Source organism: Bacillus sp. SRL543, assembly GCF_984799205.1.
The window spans coordinates 1,831,007-1,848,534 of record NZ_OZ481794.1; the positions used below are offsets into that span (position 1 = coordinate 1,831,007).

19 protein-coding genes and 1 other annotated feature are annotated in these 17,528 nt (G+C 46.5%); all 19 genes read left to right on the forward strand.

Going from position 1 to position 17,528, the window contains the following annotated elements; translation table 11 throughout:
* The first annotated feature begins 97 nt into the window (after positions 1-97).
* The 19 genes from ftsA (at position 98) to AC4E8B_RS09405 (ending at position 17,367) form a co-directional block, all read left to right on the forward strand.
* Positions 98-1,378, forward strand: a complete 1,281-nt coding sequence (gene ftsA / locus AC4E8B_RS09315) for a cell division protein FtsA (protein ID WP_490218427.1) — start codon at positions 98-100, stop codon at positions 1,376-1,378.
* Between the two features lie 41 nt (positions 1,379-1,419).
* Positions 1,420-2,586 (forward strand): cell division protein FtsZ, encoded by a 1,167-nt coding sequence (gene ftsZ / locus AC4E8B_RS09320; RefSeq protein ID WP_490218429.1) that lies wholly within the window; start codon positions 1,420-1,422, stop codon positions 2,584-2,586.
* Between the two features lie 270 nt (positions 2,587-2,856).
* Complete coding sequence (spoIIGA, locus tag AC4E8B_RS09325) at positions 2,857-3,795, forward strand: sigma-E processing peptidase SpoIIGA (RefSeq protein WP_490218431.1); 939 nt, start codon at positions 2,857-2,859, stop codon at positions 3,793-3,795.
* 44 nt (positions 3,796-3,839) lie between these two features.
* Positions 3,840-4,559: an RNA polymerase sporulation sigma factor SigE gene (gene sigE, locus AC4E8B_RS09330; RefSeq protein ID WP_009791193.1), complete on the forward strand. Its 720-nt coding sequence runs from the start codon at positions 3,840-3,842 to the stop codon at positions 4,557-4,559.
* Between the two features lie 145 nt (positions 4,560-4,704).
* Positions 4,705-5,484 carry an RNA polymerase sporulation sigma factor SigG gene (gene sigG / locus AC4E8B_RS09335; protein WP_490218433.1) on the forward strand — a complete coding sequence of 260 codons (780 nt, stop codon included), beginning with the start codon at positions 4,705-4,707 and terminating at the stop codon, positions 5,482-5,484.
* Positions 5,485-5,917: 433 nt separating this feature from the next.
* Entirely contained in the window at positions 5,918-6,187 is a 270-nt protein-coding gene (locus tag AC4E8B_RS09340; protein WP_009791726.1) for a YlmC/YmxH family sporulation protein, read from the forward strand.
* A 73-nt stretch (positions 6,188-6,260) separates the two neighbouring features.
* Complete coding sequence (locus AC4E8B_RS09345; protein ID WP_490218435.1) at positions 6,261-6,746, forward strand: purine nucleoside phosphorylase YfiH/LACC1 family protein; 486 nt, start codon at positions 6,261-6,263, stop codon at positions 6,744-6,746.
* Complete coding sequence (locus AC4E8B_RS09350; RefSeq protein ID WP_490218437.1) at positions 6,730-7,089, forward strand: purine nucleoside phosphorylase YfiH/LACC1 family protein; 360 nt, start codon at positions 6,730-6,732, stop codon at positions 7,087-7,089. The genes AC4E8B_RS09345 and AC4E8B_RS09350 overlap by 17 nt, the downstream gene beginning before the upstream one ends.
* Complete coding sequence (locus AC4E8B_RS09355) at positions 7,090-7,761, forward strand: YggS family pyridoxal phosphate-dependent enzyme (protein ID WP_490218438.1); 672 nt, start codon at positions 7,090-7,092, stop codon at positions 7,759-7,761.
* Positions 7,762-7,777: 16 nt separating this feature from the next.
* On the forward strand, positions 7,778-8,218 hold the full coding sequence (locus tag AC4E8B_RS09360) for a cell division protein SepF (RefSeq protein WP_009791729.1): 441 nt from the start codon (positions 7,778-7,780) through the stop codon (positions 8,216-8,218).
* A gap of 6 nt (positions 8,219-8,224) precedes the next feature.
* On the forward strand, positions 8,225-8,488 hold the full coding sequence (locus AC4E8B_RS09365; RefSeq protein ID WP_490218440.1) for a YggT family protein: 264 nt from the start codon (positions 8,225-8,227) through the stop codon (positions 8,486-8,488).
* A 108-nt stretch (positions 8,489-8,596) separates the two neighbouring features.
* Positions 8,597-9,370, forward strand: a complete 774-nt coding sequence (locus AC4E8B_RS09370; protein ID WP_490218442.1) for a YlmH family RNA-binding protein — start codon at positions 8,597-8,599, stop codon at positions 9,368-9,370.
* A gap of 122 nt (positions 9,371-9,492) precedes the next feature.
* The gene (locus tag AC4E8B_RS09375) at positions 9,493-10,008 is read left to right on the forward strand and encodes a DivIVA domain-containing protein (protein WP_490218444.1); all 516 of its coding nucleotides are present in this window, start codon (positions 9,493-9,495) and stop codon (positions 10,006-10,008) included.
* Positions 10,009-10,052: 44 nt separating this feature from the next.
* Positions 10,053-10,294, forward strand: a binding site (T-box leader).
* Positions 10,295-10,383: 89 nt separating this feature from the next.
* The gene (gene ileS, locus AC4E8B_RS09380; protein WP_490218446.1) at positions 10,384-13,155 is read left to right on the forward strand and encodes an isoleucine--tRNA ligase; all 2,772 of its coding nucleotides are present in this window, start codon (positions 10,384-10,386) and stop codon (positions 13,153-13,155) included.
* A gap of 197 nt (positions 13,156-13,352) precedes the next feature.
* Positions 13,353-13,694, forward strand: a complete 342-nt coding sequence (locus tag AC4E8B_RS09385) for a hypothetical protein (protein ID WP_490218447.1) — start codon at positions 13,353-13,355, stop codon at positions 13,692-13,694.
* 99 nt (positions 13,695-13,793) lie between these two features.
* Positions 13,794-14,282 (forward strand): signal peptidase II, encoded by a 489-nt coding sequence (gene lspA, locus AC4E8B_RS09390; RefSeq protein ID WP_490218448.1) that lies wholly within the window; start codon positions 13,794-13,796, stop codon positions 14,280-14,282.
* On the forward strand, positions 14,257-15,162 hold the full coding sequence (locus tag AC4E8B_RS09395) for an RluA family pseudouridine synthase (protein ID WP_490218450.1): 906 nt from the start codon (positions 14,257-14,259) through the stop codon (positions 15,160-15,162). The genes lspA and AC4E8B_RS09395 overlap by 26 nt, the downstream gene beginning before the upstream one ends.
* Before the next feature lie 215 nt (positions 15,163-15,377).
* Positions 15,378-15,920, forward strand: coding sequence for a bifunctional pyr operon transcriptional regulator/uracil phosphoribosyltransferase PyrR (pyrR, locus tag AC4E8B_RS09400; protein WP_490219594.1), 543 nt, complete (start codon positions 15,378-15,380; stop codon positions 15,918-15,920).
* A gap of 142 nt (positions 15,921-16,062) precedes the next feature.
* Positions 16,063-17,367 (forward strand): solute carrier family 23 protein, encoded by a 1,305-nt coding sequence (locus tag AC4E8B_RS09405; RefSeq protein ID WP_490218452.1) that lies wholly within the window; start codon positions 16,063-16,065, stop codon positions 17,365-17,367.
* Positions 17,368-17,528 lie beyond the last annotated feature (161 nt).

Below are 17,528 nucleotides of genomic sequence, written 5' to 3' on the forward strand. Positions count from 1 at the left end.
GCCGAATAATTTAAATGATTATATTAATTTAAGATTAAATTGAAAATTGGCATTATTGTTGTTCAATAATCGGATTTGCAAAAGGAGGTGCCAGAGAATGAACAGCAATGAAATTTATGTTAGTCTTGACATCGGTACATCCAGTGTAAAAGTAATCATTGGTGAAATGGTCAACGACTCCTTAAACATTATCGGTGTAGGCAATGTGAAGTCTGAAGGATTGCGGAAAGGCTCAATTGTTGATATAGATGAAACCGTTCATTCTATAAAAAAGGCAATCGAACAAGCTGAGAGAATGATAGGGATGGAGATCAGGCAGGTAATCGTCGGCATCACCGGAAACCATGTTATGCTTCAGTCATCACATGGAGTAGTGGCTGTCTCCAGTGATAACAGGGAGATCACAGATGAAGACGTTGCAAGGGTGATTGACGCCGCCCAGGTGGTTTCCATCCCTCCTGAAAGAGAGATCGTGGACGTCATTCCGAAGCAATTCATTGTAGACGGTTTGAATGAAATAAACGACCCCCGGGGCATGATCGGTGTCCGCCTGGAAATGGAAGGCACCATTATAACAGGTTCTAAGACAATTCTACATAATATTCTGAGATGTGTTGAAAGGGCAGGACTTGAAATTTTGGACATAACGCTCCAGCCGCTTGCAGCAGGGGCATTCGCACTTTCAAAGGACGAAATGAATCTCGGGGTGGCCTTGGTCGATATGGGCGGCGGCTCTACAACCGTTGCCCTGTTCGAGCAGGGAATCATGAAGGCAACGATTGTACTGCCTGTCGGCGGGGACCATATAACAAAAGATTTATCCATCGGCCTCAGGACCTCTACAGAGGATGCCGAAAAAATCAAAACGAAATACGGTTATGCTTTTTATGACCATGCTTCTGAAGATGAAGTCTTCAGCGTCCCGATTATCGGGAGCGATCAGCACCAGCAATTTAATCAGCTTGAAATTTCTGATATCATTGAAGCAAGGATGGAAGAAATTTTCGATCTGATCCAGAATGAGATTAAGAGATTGGGAGCGGGCGACCTGCCTGGAGGATATGTCCTGACGGGCGGAGTAGCCAACACCCAGGGCATCCTGGAGCTTGCACAGATCATTTTCCAGAACCGTGTCCGGATTGCCATTCCGGATTATATCGGCGTAAGGGAGCCGCAGTATACAACAGCAGTCGGCCTGATCAAGTTTGCATATAAAAATGCAAGGCTTCAGGGCAGGAAGATAGAGCCTGCCCAAGTAAACGAGGCGAAGGAAAAACGCATCCAAAAACAACCGCAACCAAAAGCAAGACCGGAAAAACAGCCGGAAGAAAAGATTACATCACGAGTTAAAAAGTTCCTTGGCTACTTTTTCGAGTAAACAGTGCTTTAAGGAATATCGACGAATTAGGAGGATTTGTCATGTTGGAATTTGACACTAATTTAGATTCACTAGCGACCATAAAGGTTATCGGCGTTGGCGGCGGAGGAAACAATGCGGTAAACCGCATGATCGAACACGGCGTTCAAGGCGTAGAATTCATCGCAGTAAATACGGATGCCCAGGCACTGAACCTCTCAAAAGCGGAAGTGAAAATGCAGATCGGCGGAAAGCTTACTCGCGGATTGGGTGCCGGTGCAAATCCGGAAGTAGGAAAAAAGGCTGCTGAAGAAAGCAAGGAGCAGATCGAAGAAGCACTTAAAGGAGCAGATATGGTGTTTGTCACTGCCGGAATGGGCGGCGGTACAGGTACAGGTGCTGCACCTGTCATTGCTCAGATTGCTAGGGACCTTGGTGCTCTGACAGTCGGAGTCGTTACAAGGCCGTTTACATTCGAAGGGCGCAAGCGTGCCGGACAGGCAGCAGGCGGAATTGCTTCCATGAAGGAAGCAGTCGATACCCTGATTGTCATTCCAAATGACCGTCTGCTCGAGATTGTGGACAAAAGCACTCCAATGCTTGAAGCATTCCGTGAAGCGGATAACGTGCTTCGCCAGGGTGTACAGGGCATATCCGACCTGATTGCCACTCCAGGGCTGATCAACCTTGACTTTGCAGATGTAAAGACCATCATGTCAAGCAAGGGATCTGCACTTATGGGGATCGGCGTATCTTCCGGAGAAAACCGTGCGGCAGAAGCGGCAAAAAAAGCCGTGTCCTCTCCGCTGCTTGAAACATCCATCGATGGTGCACAGGGTGTCCTGATGAACATCACCGGCGGTTCAAGCCTGAGCCTTTATGAGGTACAGGAAGCTGCGGATATCGTAGCATCCGCTTCAGACCAGGATGTCAATATGATCTTCGGTTCTGTTATCAATGAAAACCTAAAAGACGAAATTGTCGTTACAGTAATTGCGACTGGGTTCAATGAAGAAGTGGCCGCGCCAAAACCGGCACGCCCGTCATTTGGCCAGCCTAAACAGCAGCAGACGCATTCACCTTCCCTTAACCGGGACAGGGACAGGGAGCCAAAGCGCGAAGAGCAGAGCCATGAGCCTCCTGCAAGGAACTCATCGTCTCAGTCTTCACAAGGTGAAGAAACATTGGATATCCCGACTTTCCTGAGAAACCGCAATAGAAGAAGATAAGATAGAATTCGCTGAACGGCGCCTCATACGAGGCGCCGTTTTTTAATGGTTTTAAATATTGATCCGAATATTTTAGACAGGCATATAATATAAAATACTGACAAAAAACGAAGGGAATAGTGAAAATTTCTCCTAAATAGGCTACAGAAAGTGACACACTTTCATGCTAAGGCTGGGGTATACTTTTCCATAAGATTAATAGATAGATGAAAAATCAAGTTTTTGGCATCCGTGCCTAATATGGCTGGTGTGTCTGGGAGTGAAGCTGGATTGGCTATTTATTTGGATATCATTTGGCTGCTGAACTTTCTTTTTGACAGTCTCCTGCTGTATCTCACTGCGGTTTTCCTGAAAAGGGATGTTTCTATTTGGAGGATTTTGGCGGGTGGGGCTGCAGGCTCACTGATCGTTCTGCTCGCAGTTACACCTATGCACTCTGTTTCCGGGCATCCCATATCAAAGCTGCTTTTCTCGATTGTCATGGTCGTCCTTGCCTTTGGATATAAAAGGGCCGGTTATTTTGTCAAAGGCCTGTTTACTTTTTATATGGCCACATTCCTGATTGGAGGGACTTTGATAGGTGCCCATTATTTTGTGAAGTTTGATTTTGAGCTTTCTTCAGCCGTATTGGTGGGAAGTGTCAAGGGTTTCGGGGATCCAATCAGCTGGATGTTTGTCATCTTTGGATTTCCTGCAGCATGGCATTTTTCGCGGAAGCATGGAGAGAACATGGAAATGGCAAATATTCAATATGACCAGCTGGCCGAGGTCAATGTTTCCATTAATGGGATTGACATGAACTTCAAGGGGCTAGTGGACTCGGGCAATCAGCTTTATGATCCAATTTCCAGGACTCCGGTCATGATTGCATCCTTAAGAGGGATGGCCGACATGCTTCCGGAAGTTCTCCACGCCGTTTCACAGGATCCAGAACCTTTCCTGATGGGTGAGGCAAGAATCCCGCCTGACTGGGAAAATCGGATGAGAATTCTTCCCTGCAAGGTGGTTGGACAAGAACATCAGCTCATTATTGCCATGAAGCCAGACAGGATCATCATCCAAAGGGGGGAAGAAAGAATCTTGGCAGGCAAGGCGCTCATCTCCTTCACGATGCAGCAGCTCTCCAGTGACGATGCGTTTGACTGCATCATCCATCCAAAGATGATGACAGGTGCCGGCAAAGCAGAACCAGCGGAAAAGGTAAGTTAATAATACTATACTCGGAAAAACATAATTTAGAAGGAGGACAACTCATGAAAAATTTGAAGTTTCGCCTATCCTATTACTGGTATAAACTGCTGATCAAACTTGGTCTCAAGACTGATGAAATATTCTATATAGGCGGCAGCGAGGCGCTCCCTCCCCCTCTCTCAAAAGAAGAAGAAGAAGTTCTTCTGATCAAACTCCCCAAAGGCGATAAAGCTGCAAGATCAATGCTGATCGAAAGAAATCTGCGCCTCGTCGTATACATTGCCCGGAAGTTTGAAAATACGGGCATCAATATCGAGGACCTGATCAGCATCGGGACGATCGGGCTGATCAAAGCAGTCAATACATTTAATCCGGAAAAGAAAATCAAGCTTGCCACTTATGCATCCCGGTGCATTGAAAACGAAATACTGATGTACTTGAGGCGGAATAATAAAATCAGGTCGGAGGTTTCCTTCGATGAGCCTCTGAATATAGACTGGGATGGGAATGAGCTGCTTTTATCCGATGTGCTTGGAACCGAGGAGGATATCATTACAAAGGACCTGGAGGCAAATGTAGATAAGAAGCTTCTGCTGAAAGCCCTTCACCAGCTGACCGACAGAGAGAAGCAGATCATGGAGCTGAGGTTCGGCCTTGGGTCCGGCGAGGAAAAAACCCAGAAGGATGTGGCTGACATGCTTGGCATTTCACAGTCCTACATATCAAGGCTTGAAAAGAGAATTATTAAAAGATTGAAAAAGGAATTTAACAAAATGGTTTAAAATATTTTTTAAGTCCTGCTTAACCCTTATTTCTACTGAACATGCCGGTTTTCCTGGGGGGCAGGAGGAATCGGTGTGTGCATATTTTTCCTTTCCGGGGAGATACTGTTTTTTGTACAGCAGCTCCTGTGAGGAGGGAAATGGATTGACTCGAAATAAAGTAGAAATTTGCGGTGTTGATACATCAAAGCTTCCCGTTTTAAAAAACGAAGAAATGAGAAAACTCTTCAAGCAAATGCATGAAGGTGATACATATGCCCGGGAGTGCCTTGTCAATGGCAACCTTCGGCTGGTTCTGAGTGTCATCCAGCGCTTTAATAACAGAGGCGAGTTTGTTGATGATCTCTTCCAGGTGGGATGTATCGGCCTGATGAAATCTATTGATAATTTTGATTTAAGCCAGAATGTTAAGTTCTCCACTTACGCTGTTCCGATGATTATCGGCGAGATCAGGAGATATCTGAGGGATAATAATCCTATCAGGGTATCGAGGTCATTGAGAGATATAGCCTACAAAGCTCTGCAGGTCAGGGAACGGCTGATGAGTGAAACCTCGAAAGAACCGACAGCTGAGGAAATTGCCAGGGTGCTTGAAGTGCCCCATGAAGAAATCGTGTTCGCACTTGATGCGATACAGGATCCAGTCTCATTATTCGAGCCCATCTATAATGATGGGGGCGATCCCATATTTGTCATGGACCAGCTGAGCGACGAGCGCAATAAAGATATTCAATGGATTGAAGAAATTGCCCTCAAAGAAGGCATGCGCAGGCTTAACGAAAGAGAAAAACTGATTCTGAAAAAGCGCTTCTTCCAAGGCAAAACCCAAATGGAAGTAGCCGAAGAAATCGGCATCTCCCAAGCTCAGGTATCCCGCCTTGAAAAAGCCGCCATCAAGCAAATGAACAAAAATATCCAAAGCTGAAAGCTGCTGAAAAGCAGCTTTTTGTTTTGGGTTTTGTTAGTGTTCTATTCTGGCTTGTATCAAGAATAGGATCCGTAATCAGTGTGTGGGGTTAAATGGGCGCTAAATAAATTATGAAAACCTGTTGATTGCAGTGGAAGGCACGAAGACTCCTGCGGGATTGCAGCGGCAAAGCTAAGACCCCGCAGGAGCGGCAGCGGCGAGGAGGCTTAGCGCCGCCCCGCGGAAAGCGAAGTGCCTGCAACGGAAATCAGCAGCCCCATCAATAAATAAAAAAAGTTGAAGATAACTTAATTTGTTTTACTTACAGTTCGTAAGCTGCTTAAAATGTTTTAGCTATTATTGAATATTTCCCTAAACCCCCCATCAAATCAAAATATTCCAACCCACTGCAACATATAATCAAACAAGGAACAAAAGGCGGGGGTGGACCATGGTTAAGATATCAGAATTCCAGGTCAAGGACGTTGTAAATGTGGCCGATGGCAAAAAGCTTGGCAGCATCGGGGATATTGACATCAATCTGATGAGCGGCAAAATTGAAGCGGTCATCATCAGCGGGGCTGGAAAAGTCCTCGGATTCTTCGGAAAAGATGAGGATATCATCATTCCGTGGAAAAATATTTTAAAAATCGGCGAAGATGTCATTCTTGTTCGCTATAAAATTTCAGAAGAACTCAAACAGGTGGAAGAGGATGCATAAGCTTCCTCCTTTTTTCTGTAACACGAACATTCTTTATGATAAACTAAAGAAAAACACGAAGAGGACTCGATAAATGGAGCCATTTGTACTTAAAGAAAGCAGATATTTTTCCATTGAAGACTGGACGGAAAGGTTCCCGGGCCTTGCTGCAGGTTTCTCTACGAAAAATGGAGGGAATAGCAATGGAGACTACAGCAGCCTCAACCTTGGCCTTCATGTAAATGATTCAGTCCAGGCTGTATGCGGCAACAGGGAATCTTTCTCTGAGGCAATCGATTTTCCATTGTCAGCGTGGACTGGGGCAGAGCAGACCCATGAAACTTTTATACGGAAGGCATCAAAGGAAGATGCAGGAACCGGCGCTGCGGATTTCAGCCAGGCATTCAAAAGGACTGATGGCTTTTTCACTTACGACCGTGGCCTGCTTTTGACTTTATGCTTTGCCGATTGTGTCCCTCTATATTTCATACATCCGGAATCTGGGGCAATAGGAGCGGCACATGCGGGCTGGAAAAGGGACTGCCGGCGGGATTGCCGCGAATATGGTGGATATTTATAAGAGTGAAGGTATCGAACCAGGAGAGATTTTGGCGGCGATTGGGCCTTCCATCTGCGGAAAATGTTATGTTGTCGACAGCAGAGTTGTCAATTTAGTGAAAAATAGACTAGAAGATGTCGATAAAAAACCATATAATCAAGTAAAAGAGAATCAATACCAGCTTGATCTGAAAGAAGTGAACAAACAGCTTCTCATGAAATCAGGCGTCCCGGAAGAAAATATAATCGTATCCGGCTTTTGCACCAGCTGCCATGACGAACACTTTTTTTCCCATCGCAGGGATGAGGGGAAGACTGGCAGGATGATGAGCTACATAGGCTGGAAGGAGGCTGACTGCAGCTAGATGAAGGTAGAGGAAAATCTTAAGAACATTCAAGAAGAAATAGATAAGGCCTGTAAAAGGTCAGGTAGAAATCCAGGTGAAGTGACCATCATCGCGGTGACCAAATATGTATCCGCTGAAAGAGCGAAAGAGGCGGTGTCTGCCGGAATTGCCAATCTCGGCGAAAACCGGGATGATGGTATGCTTGCCAAGCACGAAGAGATCGGCAATGCTGCCAAATGGCATTTCATTGGATCGCTGCAGACCAGGAAAGTTAAGAATATAATCGGCATTGCCGATTATATCCACTCATTGGACAGGCTTTCACTGGCGAAGGAATTAGACAAGCGGGCAGAAGAAGCAGTCCAATGCCTGATACAGGTCAATGCTTCCGGTGAAGAATCAAAACAGGGGCTTTCTCCTGAGGAAGTGATTCCGTTTGTAAAAGAGCTGGAGGCTTATCCTCACATTTCTGCTGCAGGGCTGATGACGATGGCTCCCTTGACAGACGATGAGGAAGTACTGCGGCATTGTTTCCGGACACTGAAAACTCTGCAGAAGGATATCCAGGAACTAAACCTTGCGCATGCGCCTTGCAGGGAACTTTCTATGGGCATGTCCAATGACTTTGCAATTGCAGTGGAAGAAGGGGCCACCATGGTCCGGATAGGAACTGCTCTTGTCGGAGAATAAGCAGGAGGTATAAAAAATGAGCATTAAATCAAAAATAAAAACATTTTTTTTCCTTGATGATGAATATGACTATAAAGAAGAGGAAATCATCGAAGAAGAAATCGAACCTGTCAGGCCTCAAAAACAGCCTGCTTCTCCAAAGCAGAATGTGGTCAGCCTGCAAAGTGTCCAAAAGTCTTCAAAGGTTGTCCTTGTTGAACCCCGGGTATATGCCGAAGCCCAGGATATTGCAGACCAGCTCAAAAACCGCCGGGCTGTGGTAGTTAATCTGCAGCGCATCGAAAGGGATCAGGCAAAAAGGATTGTCGATTTTTTGAGCGGCACGGTATATGCCATTGGCGGCGACATCCAGAAAATCGGAACAGATATCTTTTTATGCACTCCAGATAATGTGGAGGTGTCGGGGAATATATCCCAAATCATGCAGGAGCATGATCTAGAAAATGCGAGGTGGTAGCTTTACATGGCAACAGTAGTAGGTATTTTAAGTCAAATAATATCGTTATATTCCTGGGCACTGATCATTTACATATTGCTGTCCTGGTTCCCAAATGCAAAAGAATCGTCAATCGGCCAATTTTTAGCCCGTATCTGCGAACCGTATCTGGAACCATTCCGCAGGTTCATCCCGCCGCTTGGAATGATTGACATCTCCCCGATTGTTGCGATTTTTGTCCTTCGATTCGCCACTCAGGGGCTTCATCAGCTTTTCTATTGGGTTGCATAGATTTACCAATAACTTGGGACTCTGAGTAGTCCCTTTTTTGGTGGCTGCTGTGCTATGCTTGAACTTGTCTGCAGCCGCCTTCCTGAAAAATGTAAAAGGAGAGTGCCGATGTCTATTTATCAGCATTTTCGGCCGGAGGAAAAAGAATTCATCGACCAGTCTCTCGGCTGGAAGGACTTTGTAGAAACATCCTATGCCCCTAAACTGACTGACTTTCTCGATCCGAGAGAGCAGCAGATCGTAAAAATGATTGTCGGGGAGCATGCCGGTGTGAAGCTTCGTTTCTTCGGGGGAGCTGAAGGGACAGAGCGGAAAAGGGCCCTGCTGTATCCTGAATATTTTATCCCTGATGAGGAAGAATTCTCGATCACGCTTTTTGAGATAAGTTATCCAAGTAAATTTGTTTCCATAGAACATCCCCAAATACTCGGGAGCCTCATGGCTCTTGGCCTGAAGAGGGGGAAATTCGGTGATATCACTGTCCAGGCTGAAAGGGCGCAGTTTTTTGTTTCCAAAGAAATTGAACATTATGTTAGCATGCAGCTGGAATCAATCGGAAAAGCTTCAGTCACCCTGAAAAAATTGCCGCTGGAGAAAGCAATCACTGCAATTGATTCATGGGAAGAATCGTCAGCTACGGTCTCCTCGCTGAGACTGGATGCCGTCATTTCGGCAATATACAATCTATCCAGGCAAAAATCACAGCTCTTTATCCAGCAGGGTCTTGTAAAAGTAAACTGGGCACAGGTTGAAGATCCTTCTTTTGCATGCGGAGAAGCTGATGTTCTTTCTGTAAGGGGAAAGGGACGTTCTAAGATCATAGATGTAGAAGGAAAAACAAAGAAAGAAAAATGGAGAATCACCACGGGAAAGCAAAAATAAATTATGATTTTGCAGGAATTTAAAAGAAATTGTCGAATACATCTTTATCGCTGTGATAATATCAGAAATTAGTGTATTTTCGCTGTCATACATATGCTTTAAGACTTATAGGAGGTGGCATTATGCCTTTAACACCATTAGATATACATAACAAGGAGTTCAGCAAAGGTTTCAGGGGCTATGATGAAGATGAAGTAAACGAATTCCTTGACCAGATCATCAAGGATTATGAAATTCTGATCAGGGAGAAAAAGGAGCTTTCAGAAAGGCTTACAGATCTGAACGACCGGATCGGGCATTTCACCAATATTGAGGAAACGCTGCACAAATCCATCGTCGTTGCTCAGGAAGCCGCTGAAGAAGTCAGGCGCAATGCACAAAAGGAAGCCAAGCTGATCATCAAGGAAGCTGAGAAGAATGCCGACCGCATCGTGAATGAATCCTTATCAAAAGCAAGGAAGATCGCCCTGGAGATCGAGGACTTGAAGAAGCAGTCAAAGGTGTTCAGAACAAGGTTCAGGATGCTGATCGAAGCGCAGCTGGATATGCTCAACACAGAGGACTGGGATCATCTCCTTCAATATGAACTGGATTCAACCGATCTGAAATCAACAGAAGAAGAAGACTCACTGGCTTGACGCAGCCTGCATAAATCGAATATAATCCATATCATAAGAAAATATTGACTGCGTTGAAAGGGACAGTACAGCATTCTACATGCTTTTTAGATTAGCGATCCAGGGACGGTGGGAGCCTGGAATAAGCGGATTGCTGGAAAATCACCCTAGAGTACCTGCCTGAACGTTCTCCGAACCAGTAAGTGCAGGCGTATCATCTGCGTTAAGGATGCTATGAGCGGACAGAATGATTTTATCTGTCTACAAGGGTGGTACCGCGGGAGCTATAAGCCTTCTCGTCCCTTTACCGGGATGAGGGGGCTTTTTTGTTTTTTTTAGAAAAACCATCCGGGTACGGCAAGTCAATTTACCTAAATGAAAGCAGGAGGAATGGCAATGGAATACAAAGATACATTATTGATGCCGAAAACAGAATTTCCGATGCGCGGGAATCTCCCCAAAAGGGAGCCGGAGATCCAGGGCAAATGGGAAGAAATGAATATTTATAAAAAGGTGCAGGAGCATACGAAAGGCCGGCCGATGTTCGTCCTTCATGATGGCCCTCCATATGCAAACGGCGATATCCATATGGGCCACGCGCTGAATAAAATCCTGAAAGACTTTATTGTGCGCTATAAGTCCATGAGCGGCTTTAATGCACCATATGTTCCGGGCTGGGACACTCACGGCCTGCCGATTGAGCAGGCATTGACTAATAAAGGCGTAAAGAGAAAAGAAATGACAGTTGCCGAGTTCAGGAAACTTTGCGGTGACTATGCTTACGAGCAGGTCGACAGCCAGCGTTCACAATTTAAACGACTTGGTGTCCGCGGCGACTGGGAAAACCCGTATATCACACTCCAGCCTCAATATGAAGCACAGCAGATCAAGGTATTTGGCGATATGGCTAAAAAAGGCTATATCTACAAAGGGAAGAAGCCGGTCTACTGGTCTCCTTCAAGTGAATCGGCACTTGCAGAAGCAGAAATTGAATATCAGGATAAGCGATCTCCTTCTATTTATGTAGGCTTCAAAGTCAAAGATGGAAAAGGCATATTGGACCATGATGTCCAAATCGCCATCTGGACGACAACTCCTTGGACCATTCCAGCCAACCTGGGAATCAGCGTCCATCCTGACCTCAATTATGTGGTGGCAGAAACCGAGGGCGGCAAATATCTGGTTGCCGAAGAGCTCCTGGAATCTGTGGCAGGGGAAACTGGCTGGGAAGATCCGGCTGTTGTGAAGACAGTCAAAGGAAGCGAGCTGGAAAACATCCTTGCAGAACATCCTCTTTATGGCCGTGATTCTCTTGTGATGCTTGGCGACCATGTAACCGTTGATGCGGGTACAGGCTGCGTCCACACTGCGCCTGGCCACGGGGAAGATGACTTTTATGTTGGCCAGAAGTACGGACTTGAAGTTCTGTGCCCAGTCGATGATAAAGGTCTGATGACTAATGAAGCTGAAGGTTTTGAAGGTCTGTTTTATGATGAGGCCAACAAGCCGATAACTGAGGCGCTAAAAGAAAAGGGAGCATTATTGGGACTGAAATTCATCACCCACTCCTACCCGCATGACTGGAGAACGAAGAAACCGGTCATTTTCAGGGCAACAGCACAGTGGTTCGCATCCATCAAGGATTTCCGCAATGAGCTCCTTGAAGCTGTCCAAGAAACGAAATGGGTTCCGGCATGGGGAGAAACGCGTCTGTTCAATATGGTCCGCGACCGCGGCGACTGGTGCATTTCCCGCCAGCGTGCATGGGGTGTCCCTATCCCGGTTTTCTATGCTGAAAACGGGGACAGCATCATTACGGATGAAACGATTGATCATGTTTCTGCCCTTTTCAGGGAACACGGCTCCAATATCTGGTTCGAGAAAGAGGCCAAAGAGCTGTTGCCTGAAGGGTTCACACATCCAGGCAGCCCGAATGGGAAGTTCACTAAAGAATCAGATATCATGGATGTCTGGTTTGATTCAGGCTCATCCCACCAGGCTGTCCTGAAAGAACGCGATGATCTGCAGCGTCCTGCAGACCTTTATCTTGAAGGCTCTGACCAGTACAGAGGCTGGTTCAATTCGTCCCTGTCCACTGCTGTTGCAGTAACTGGCAAGGCACCATATAAGGGCGTGCTCAGCCACGGCTTTGCACTTGACGGCGAAGGCAGGAAAATGAGTAAATCCATCGGCAATGTCGTAGTGCCGGCGAAGGTCATGAACCAGCTCGGAGCCGATATCCTGCGTCTTTGGGTGGCATCTGTAGACTACCAGGCAGACGTAAGAGTCTCTGACCCAATCCTGAAGCAGGTTGCTGAGGTGTACCGCAAAATCAGAAACACATTCAGATTCCTGCTTGGTAACCTGTCTGACTTCAATCCTGAAAAAGATGCAGTTGCCTATGAAAGCCTCAGGGAAGTTGACCAGTTCATGCTCGTAAAGCTGAACAAGCTGGTCAAAAACGTCAAGGAAGCGTATGATCGCTACGAATTCGCAGGCATTTACCATGCGATCAATAATTTCTGCACATTGGATTTAAGCTCGTTCTACCTGGACTTTGCCAAAGATGTTCTCTATATCGAGGCAGAAGACAATGCAGACCGCCGCGCGATCCAGACAGTCCTGTATGAAAGCCTTGTTGCGCTTGCAAAGCTGACTGCACCAATTCTTTCGCATACAGCAGATGAAGTTTGGTCCTTTATCCCTGCTGTGAAGGAAGAAAGTGTTCAGCTGACAGATATGCCTGAATACAAAGAGCTTCCTAATGCAGATGAACTGATGAAAAAATGGACGATGTTCATGAATCTGCGCGATGAAGTCCTCAAAGCACTTGAAGAAGCACGAAATGAAAAAGTGATCGGGAAATCACTGACAGCTAAGATCACTCTTTATCCAACTGCTGAAACAAGAAGCCTTCTTGACAGCATCAATGAAGATGTGAAACAGCTGTTCATCGTTTCCGGCTTTGAAATCGGCGGAGAATATGGCGAGGCGCCAGAAGAAGCCCTCAAGCTAGACAAAGCGGCCATCCTTGTATCCAAAGCTGAAGGTGAAACATGCGAACGCTGCTGGACAGTTACACCGGAGGTCGGTGCTGATTCAGACCACCCTTCGCTTTGCCCGCGCTGTGCAAGTGTTGTAAAAAATAATTATAGCCACTTGGCATAATAACAGACCCGGCTGCCGTGATGCAGCCGGGTTTTCAATTTTTTATCCTGTCACTTTACCCCCGAAAGTTTACCTTTTTTTTCGATAAATACTTCCACCTTATCTAATCTTTGTGCTCTTTGTTAAATGTTTATCAGGTTCTGTACGATTGGGGCGGAGATAATAATTTTAAACAAAGAAGAACGGAGGAAGCGGCAATGGACAGCTCACTTGGAAAGCTCTATTCAGAACTCCGTGCAACAAAAGAGGAATTGCTTGAGCGGCTGGAAAGCGGGAGGTGCTCAGCCCTTATCCAGCCTTTAATATATGATGAGTTGGCCGATATTAACCGCGCCATCGGTAAATTGGAAGCAGGGGAGTATGGTAAATGTGAAATTTCCGGAGAATTGATACCGGAAAATCTGCTGTCGGTCATCCCGACCATGGTGGCGATGTCAGATTATGATAAGCTTGGGGCATTTTGCCGGAAGCCGATGGAGTCAGTATTTGAACCTTCGGCAGACACAGCTTCTTTTTTAATGATGATTACGAGAGGCTGAACGCGGCGTCAGCACCCTCTTTAGTGGATAAAAGGTGTCGTTTTCATGGAGATTATGCTAAAATGCAAAGGTAATGACTTCAAATTGGAGGTATCCTTTGTGTTTTATTACATAATTGCCTTATTTGTTATTGCTCTGGATCAGCTGACCAAATGGCTGATTGTTAAAAATATGGAGCTTGGTGAAAGCATCCCGGTGATCGAGAATTTCCTTTATATCACATCGCACCGCAACAGGGGGGCTGCATGGGGAATTCTTGAAGGGCAAATGTGGTTTTTCTATGTTATTACAGTTGCCGTCATCATCGGTATTGTCTATTACATCAAGACCGCTGCAAAAGGGAAGCGATTGCTTGGCATCGCACTTGGATTAATGCTCGGAGGGGCGATCGGCAATTTTATCGACAGGGTTTTCCGCAAAGAAGTGGTTGATTTCGTCAACACGTATATCTTTGGGTACGATTTTCCTGTCTTTAATGTGGCCGATTCATCTTTGGTTGTCGGAGTAGTTATACTGATGATACAAATGCTCCGGGAAGAGCGGGAAGCGAAGGAGAAATCGAATGGAGAAAATGGAATACATCGTTAATGAAGAAGTAGCAGGAGAGAGGCTTGATAAAGCTGTTTCACTGCTGAATGAAGAAATGTCCAGATCACAGGCGCAGCAAATGATCAAGGATGGCCTTATCCTTGTCAATGGCCAGGGAACCAAAACGAATTATAAATGCAGCACTGATGACAAAATTGAAATATCATTCCCGGAACCGGAAGAGCTTGATGTCATACCGGAAGAAATGGACCTTGATATCTATTATGAAGATGGTGATGTCCTTGTCGTCAATAAGCCGAAGGGGATGGTCGTCCATCCGGCTCCCGGGCATGCATCCGGAACGCTTGTCAATGGCCTTATGGCACATTGCAAGGACCTGTCCGGGATCAATGGCGTACTGCGCCCGGGTATCGTCCATCGGATCGATAAGGATACATCCGGCCTGCTGATGGTTGCCAAGAATGATATGGCACATGAAAGCCTGGTGAATCAGCTGGTAGAAAAAACGGTAACAAGAAAGTACCAGGCGATCGTCCACGGCACCATACCCCATGACTACGGCACGGTCGATGCGCCTCTTGGAAGGGATCCTAAAGACCGGCAGAGCATGACAGTGGTTGATGGCGGCAAGAATGCGGTCACTCATTTCCATGTCATCCACCGCTATAAGGATTTTACCCATGTGGAATGCCAGCTGGAGACAGGAAGGACGCACCAGATCCGCGTCCATATGAAATATATCGGCTATCCGCTGGCAGGGGACCCGAAATATGGGCCAAGAAAAACCCTGGAACTGGGAGGGCAGGCACTCCATGCCGGTGTCCTTGGCTTTGTGCATCCTCGAACCGGGGAATACTTGGAATTTGAAGCCCCGCTCCCTGAATACTTCTCGGAACTCCTGGAAAAGCTGGGCAAGTAGCAATAACCTTTTCAAAAAGCATTGACAAGCAGCCTAAAATATTTTACTATAGCTTTAATGAATATGACCTTTAAAACCAGTCCTGTGAGGCTGAGAAGGCAGCGGATACGGAAGGGGATGCCCCTTCCTGCACAAAAGTGCACCCAAAACCTCTCGTCCTGCAGGCGGGAGGTTTTTTTATAGAATCAGGCAGCCTGATGCTGGAGGATGATAAGATGACACAAAAAGCAGTAGTTTTGGATGAACAGGCAATCAGGAGGGCACTGACAAGGATTGCCCATGAAATCATCGAGAAGAACAAAGGGATAGATGAATGTGTGCTTGTGGGTATCAGGACCCGCGGCATCTACCTGGCAAATCGCCTGGCTGACAGGATCGAACAGATCGAGGGCAAAAGGATTTCTGTCGGGGAGCTGGATATCACTTTATACCGGGATGATTTGACAAAGAAAACGGATGACGATCAGCCGCTTGTCAAAGGCAGCGATATCCCGCAGGATATCACCAACCAGAAAGTGATCCTCATTGACGATGTGCTGTACACCGGCAGGACGGTCAGGGCCGGCCTTGATGCCCTGGTGGACATTGGCAGGCCGGCTGCGATACAGCTGGCAGTCCTGGTTGACAGGGGCCATAGGGAACTCCCTATCCGGGCGGATTATGTAGGCAAGAACATACCGACTTCAAGTTCGGAGAAAATAGTCGTTGAGCTGAAGGAAGTAGATGAAACCGATCAAGTAAGCATCTTTGAAAACTGAAGATCCCCCTTTTAACGCAGTCCAGAGAGGCTGGCAAAGGGGAACATGGCTGGTGTCTTTTCAGCTGTGCTCCTATGCCCTCTGTGCGAAAAAGCAAGAGGGTTTTTTTGCGGGGAAAGACGAATACAAAGGAGACAAAGCCATGAATAAACCAGTACTAGACGTAAACGAAGTACCTAAACCGTTTCAATGGATCACATTAAGCATACAGCATTTATTCGCCATGTTCGGCGCAACCATTCTTGTACCTTACCTCGTCGGACTTGATCCGGCCATAGCACTCATTTCAAGCGGACTTGGAACCATTGCTTTCCTGATCATCACAAAATGGCAGGTTCCGGCATATCTTGGCTCGTCCTTTGCTTTTATAGCTCCGATTATCGCAGCAAAGACCGCAGGCGGGCCGGGTGCAGCCATGATCGGCAGCTTTATGGCCGGCCTGGTATACGGCATCGTGGCGCTCATCATTAAAAAAGCAGGCTATCGCTGGATCATGAAGCTGCTTCCGCCTGTTGTAGTAGGACCGGTCATCATCGTCATTGGGCTTGGACTTGCAGGAACAGCGGTGGGAATGGCTATGAATAATGCGGAAGGGGAATACAGCTTCCTGTATTTTTCCGCTGGACTTGTCACATTGGCCGCAACCATTGTTTTCTCCATCTACTTTAAAGGGATGCTGAGCATGATCCCGATTCTTGGCGGGATCATCATTGGGTATATATACTCCGTATTTGCGGGGCTCGTGGATTACACTCCGGTTTTGGAAGCAAATTGGTTCGAAGCTCCAAACTTCCTCATTCCATTTGCAGACTATAGTGTTGATCTCTCATCATTGAAGATTGCAGTATTGATGGTGCCTGTAGCAGTGGTTACTTTATCAGAGCATATAGGGCATCAGCTTGTTCTCAGCAAAGTTGTCGGAAGGGACTATATTAAAAATCCGGGACTTCACAGATCGATTCTCGGTGACGGGATGGCCACCATCATTTCTGCGCTGATCGGCGGACCGCCTAAGACGACTTACGGGGAAAATATCGGCGTCCTTGCAATCACAAGGGTATACAGTGTATATGTGCTGGCCGGTGCCGCAGTTGTTGCCACCGTGTTTGGCTTCATCGGCAAGATCACTGCGCTGATCGCTTCAATCCCGACACCGGTGATGGGAGGGGTTTCCATCCTGCTGTTCGGCATCATCGCCTCATCCGGCCTGAGAATGCTGGTTGACAGCAAGGTGGACTTTGGAGACAAACGCAATCTGGTCATCTCCTCTGTGATCCTGGTTATCGGAATTGGCGGAGCCCATGTAACCCTTGGCGGATTAAATCTGGAAGGCATGGCGCTTGCAGCAATCTGCGGCGTAGTGCTCAACCTGATCCTGCCGGGCAAACCGAAAATTGAAGAAGACTTGTTTGAAGCAGAAACCGAAAAAAAAAGTAATGTTGCATAATAAAGACACTTTTTAAAAAAGTCCAGAGAGGCTTGCAAGGGTGTTGATGTGCTGCGGGAGGAAGCTGGCTGCTTTTCCCGTGCAGTATGGCATGTTGACTTTTCAGCACCCTGAACTTTGTTCAGGGTGCTTTTTTTACAGCCTTGCCCGCCTCCGTCAAG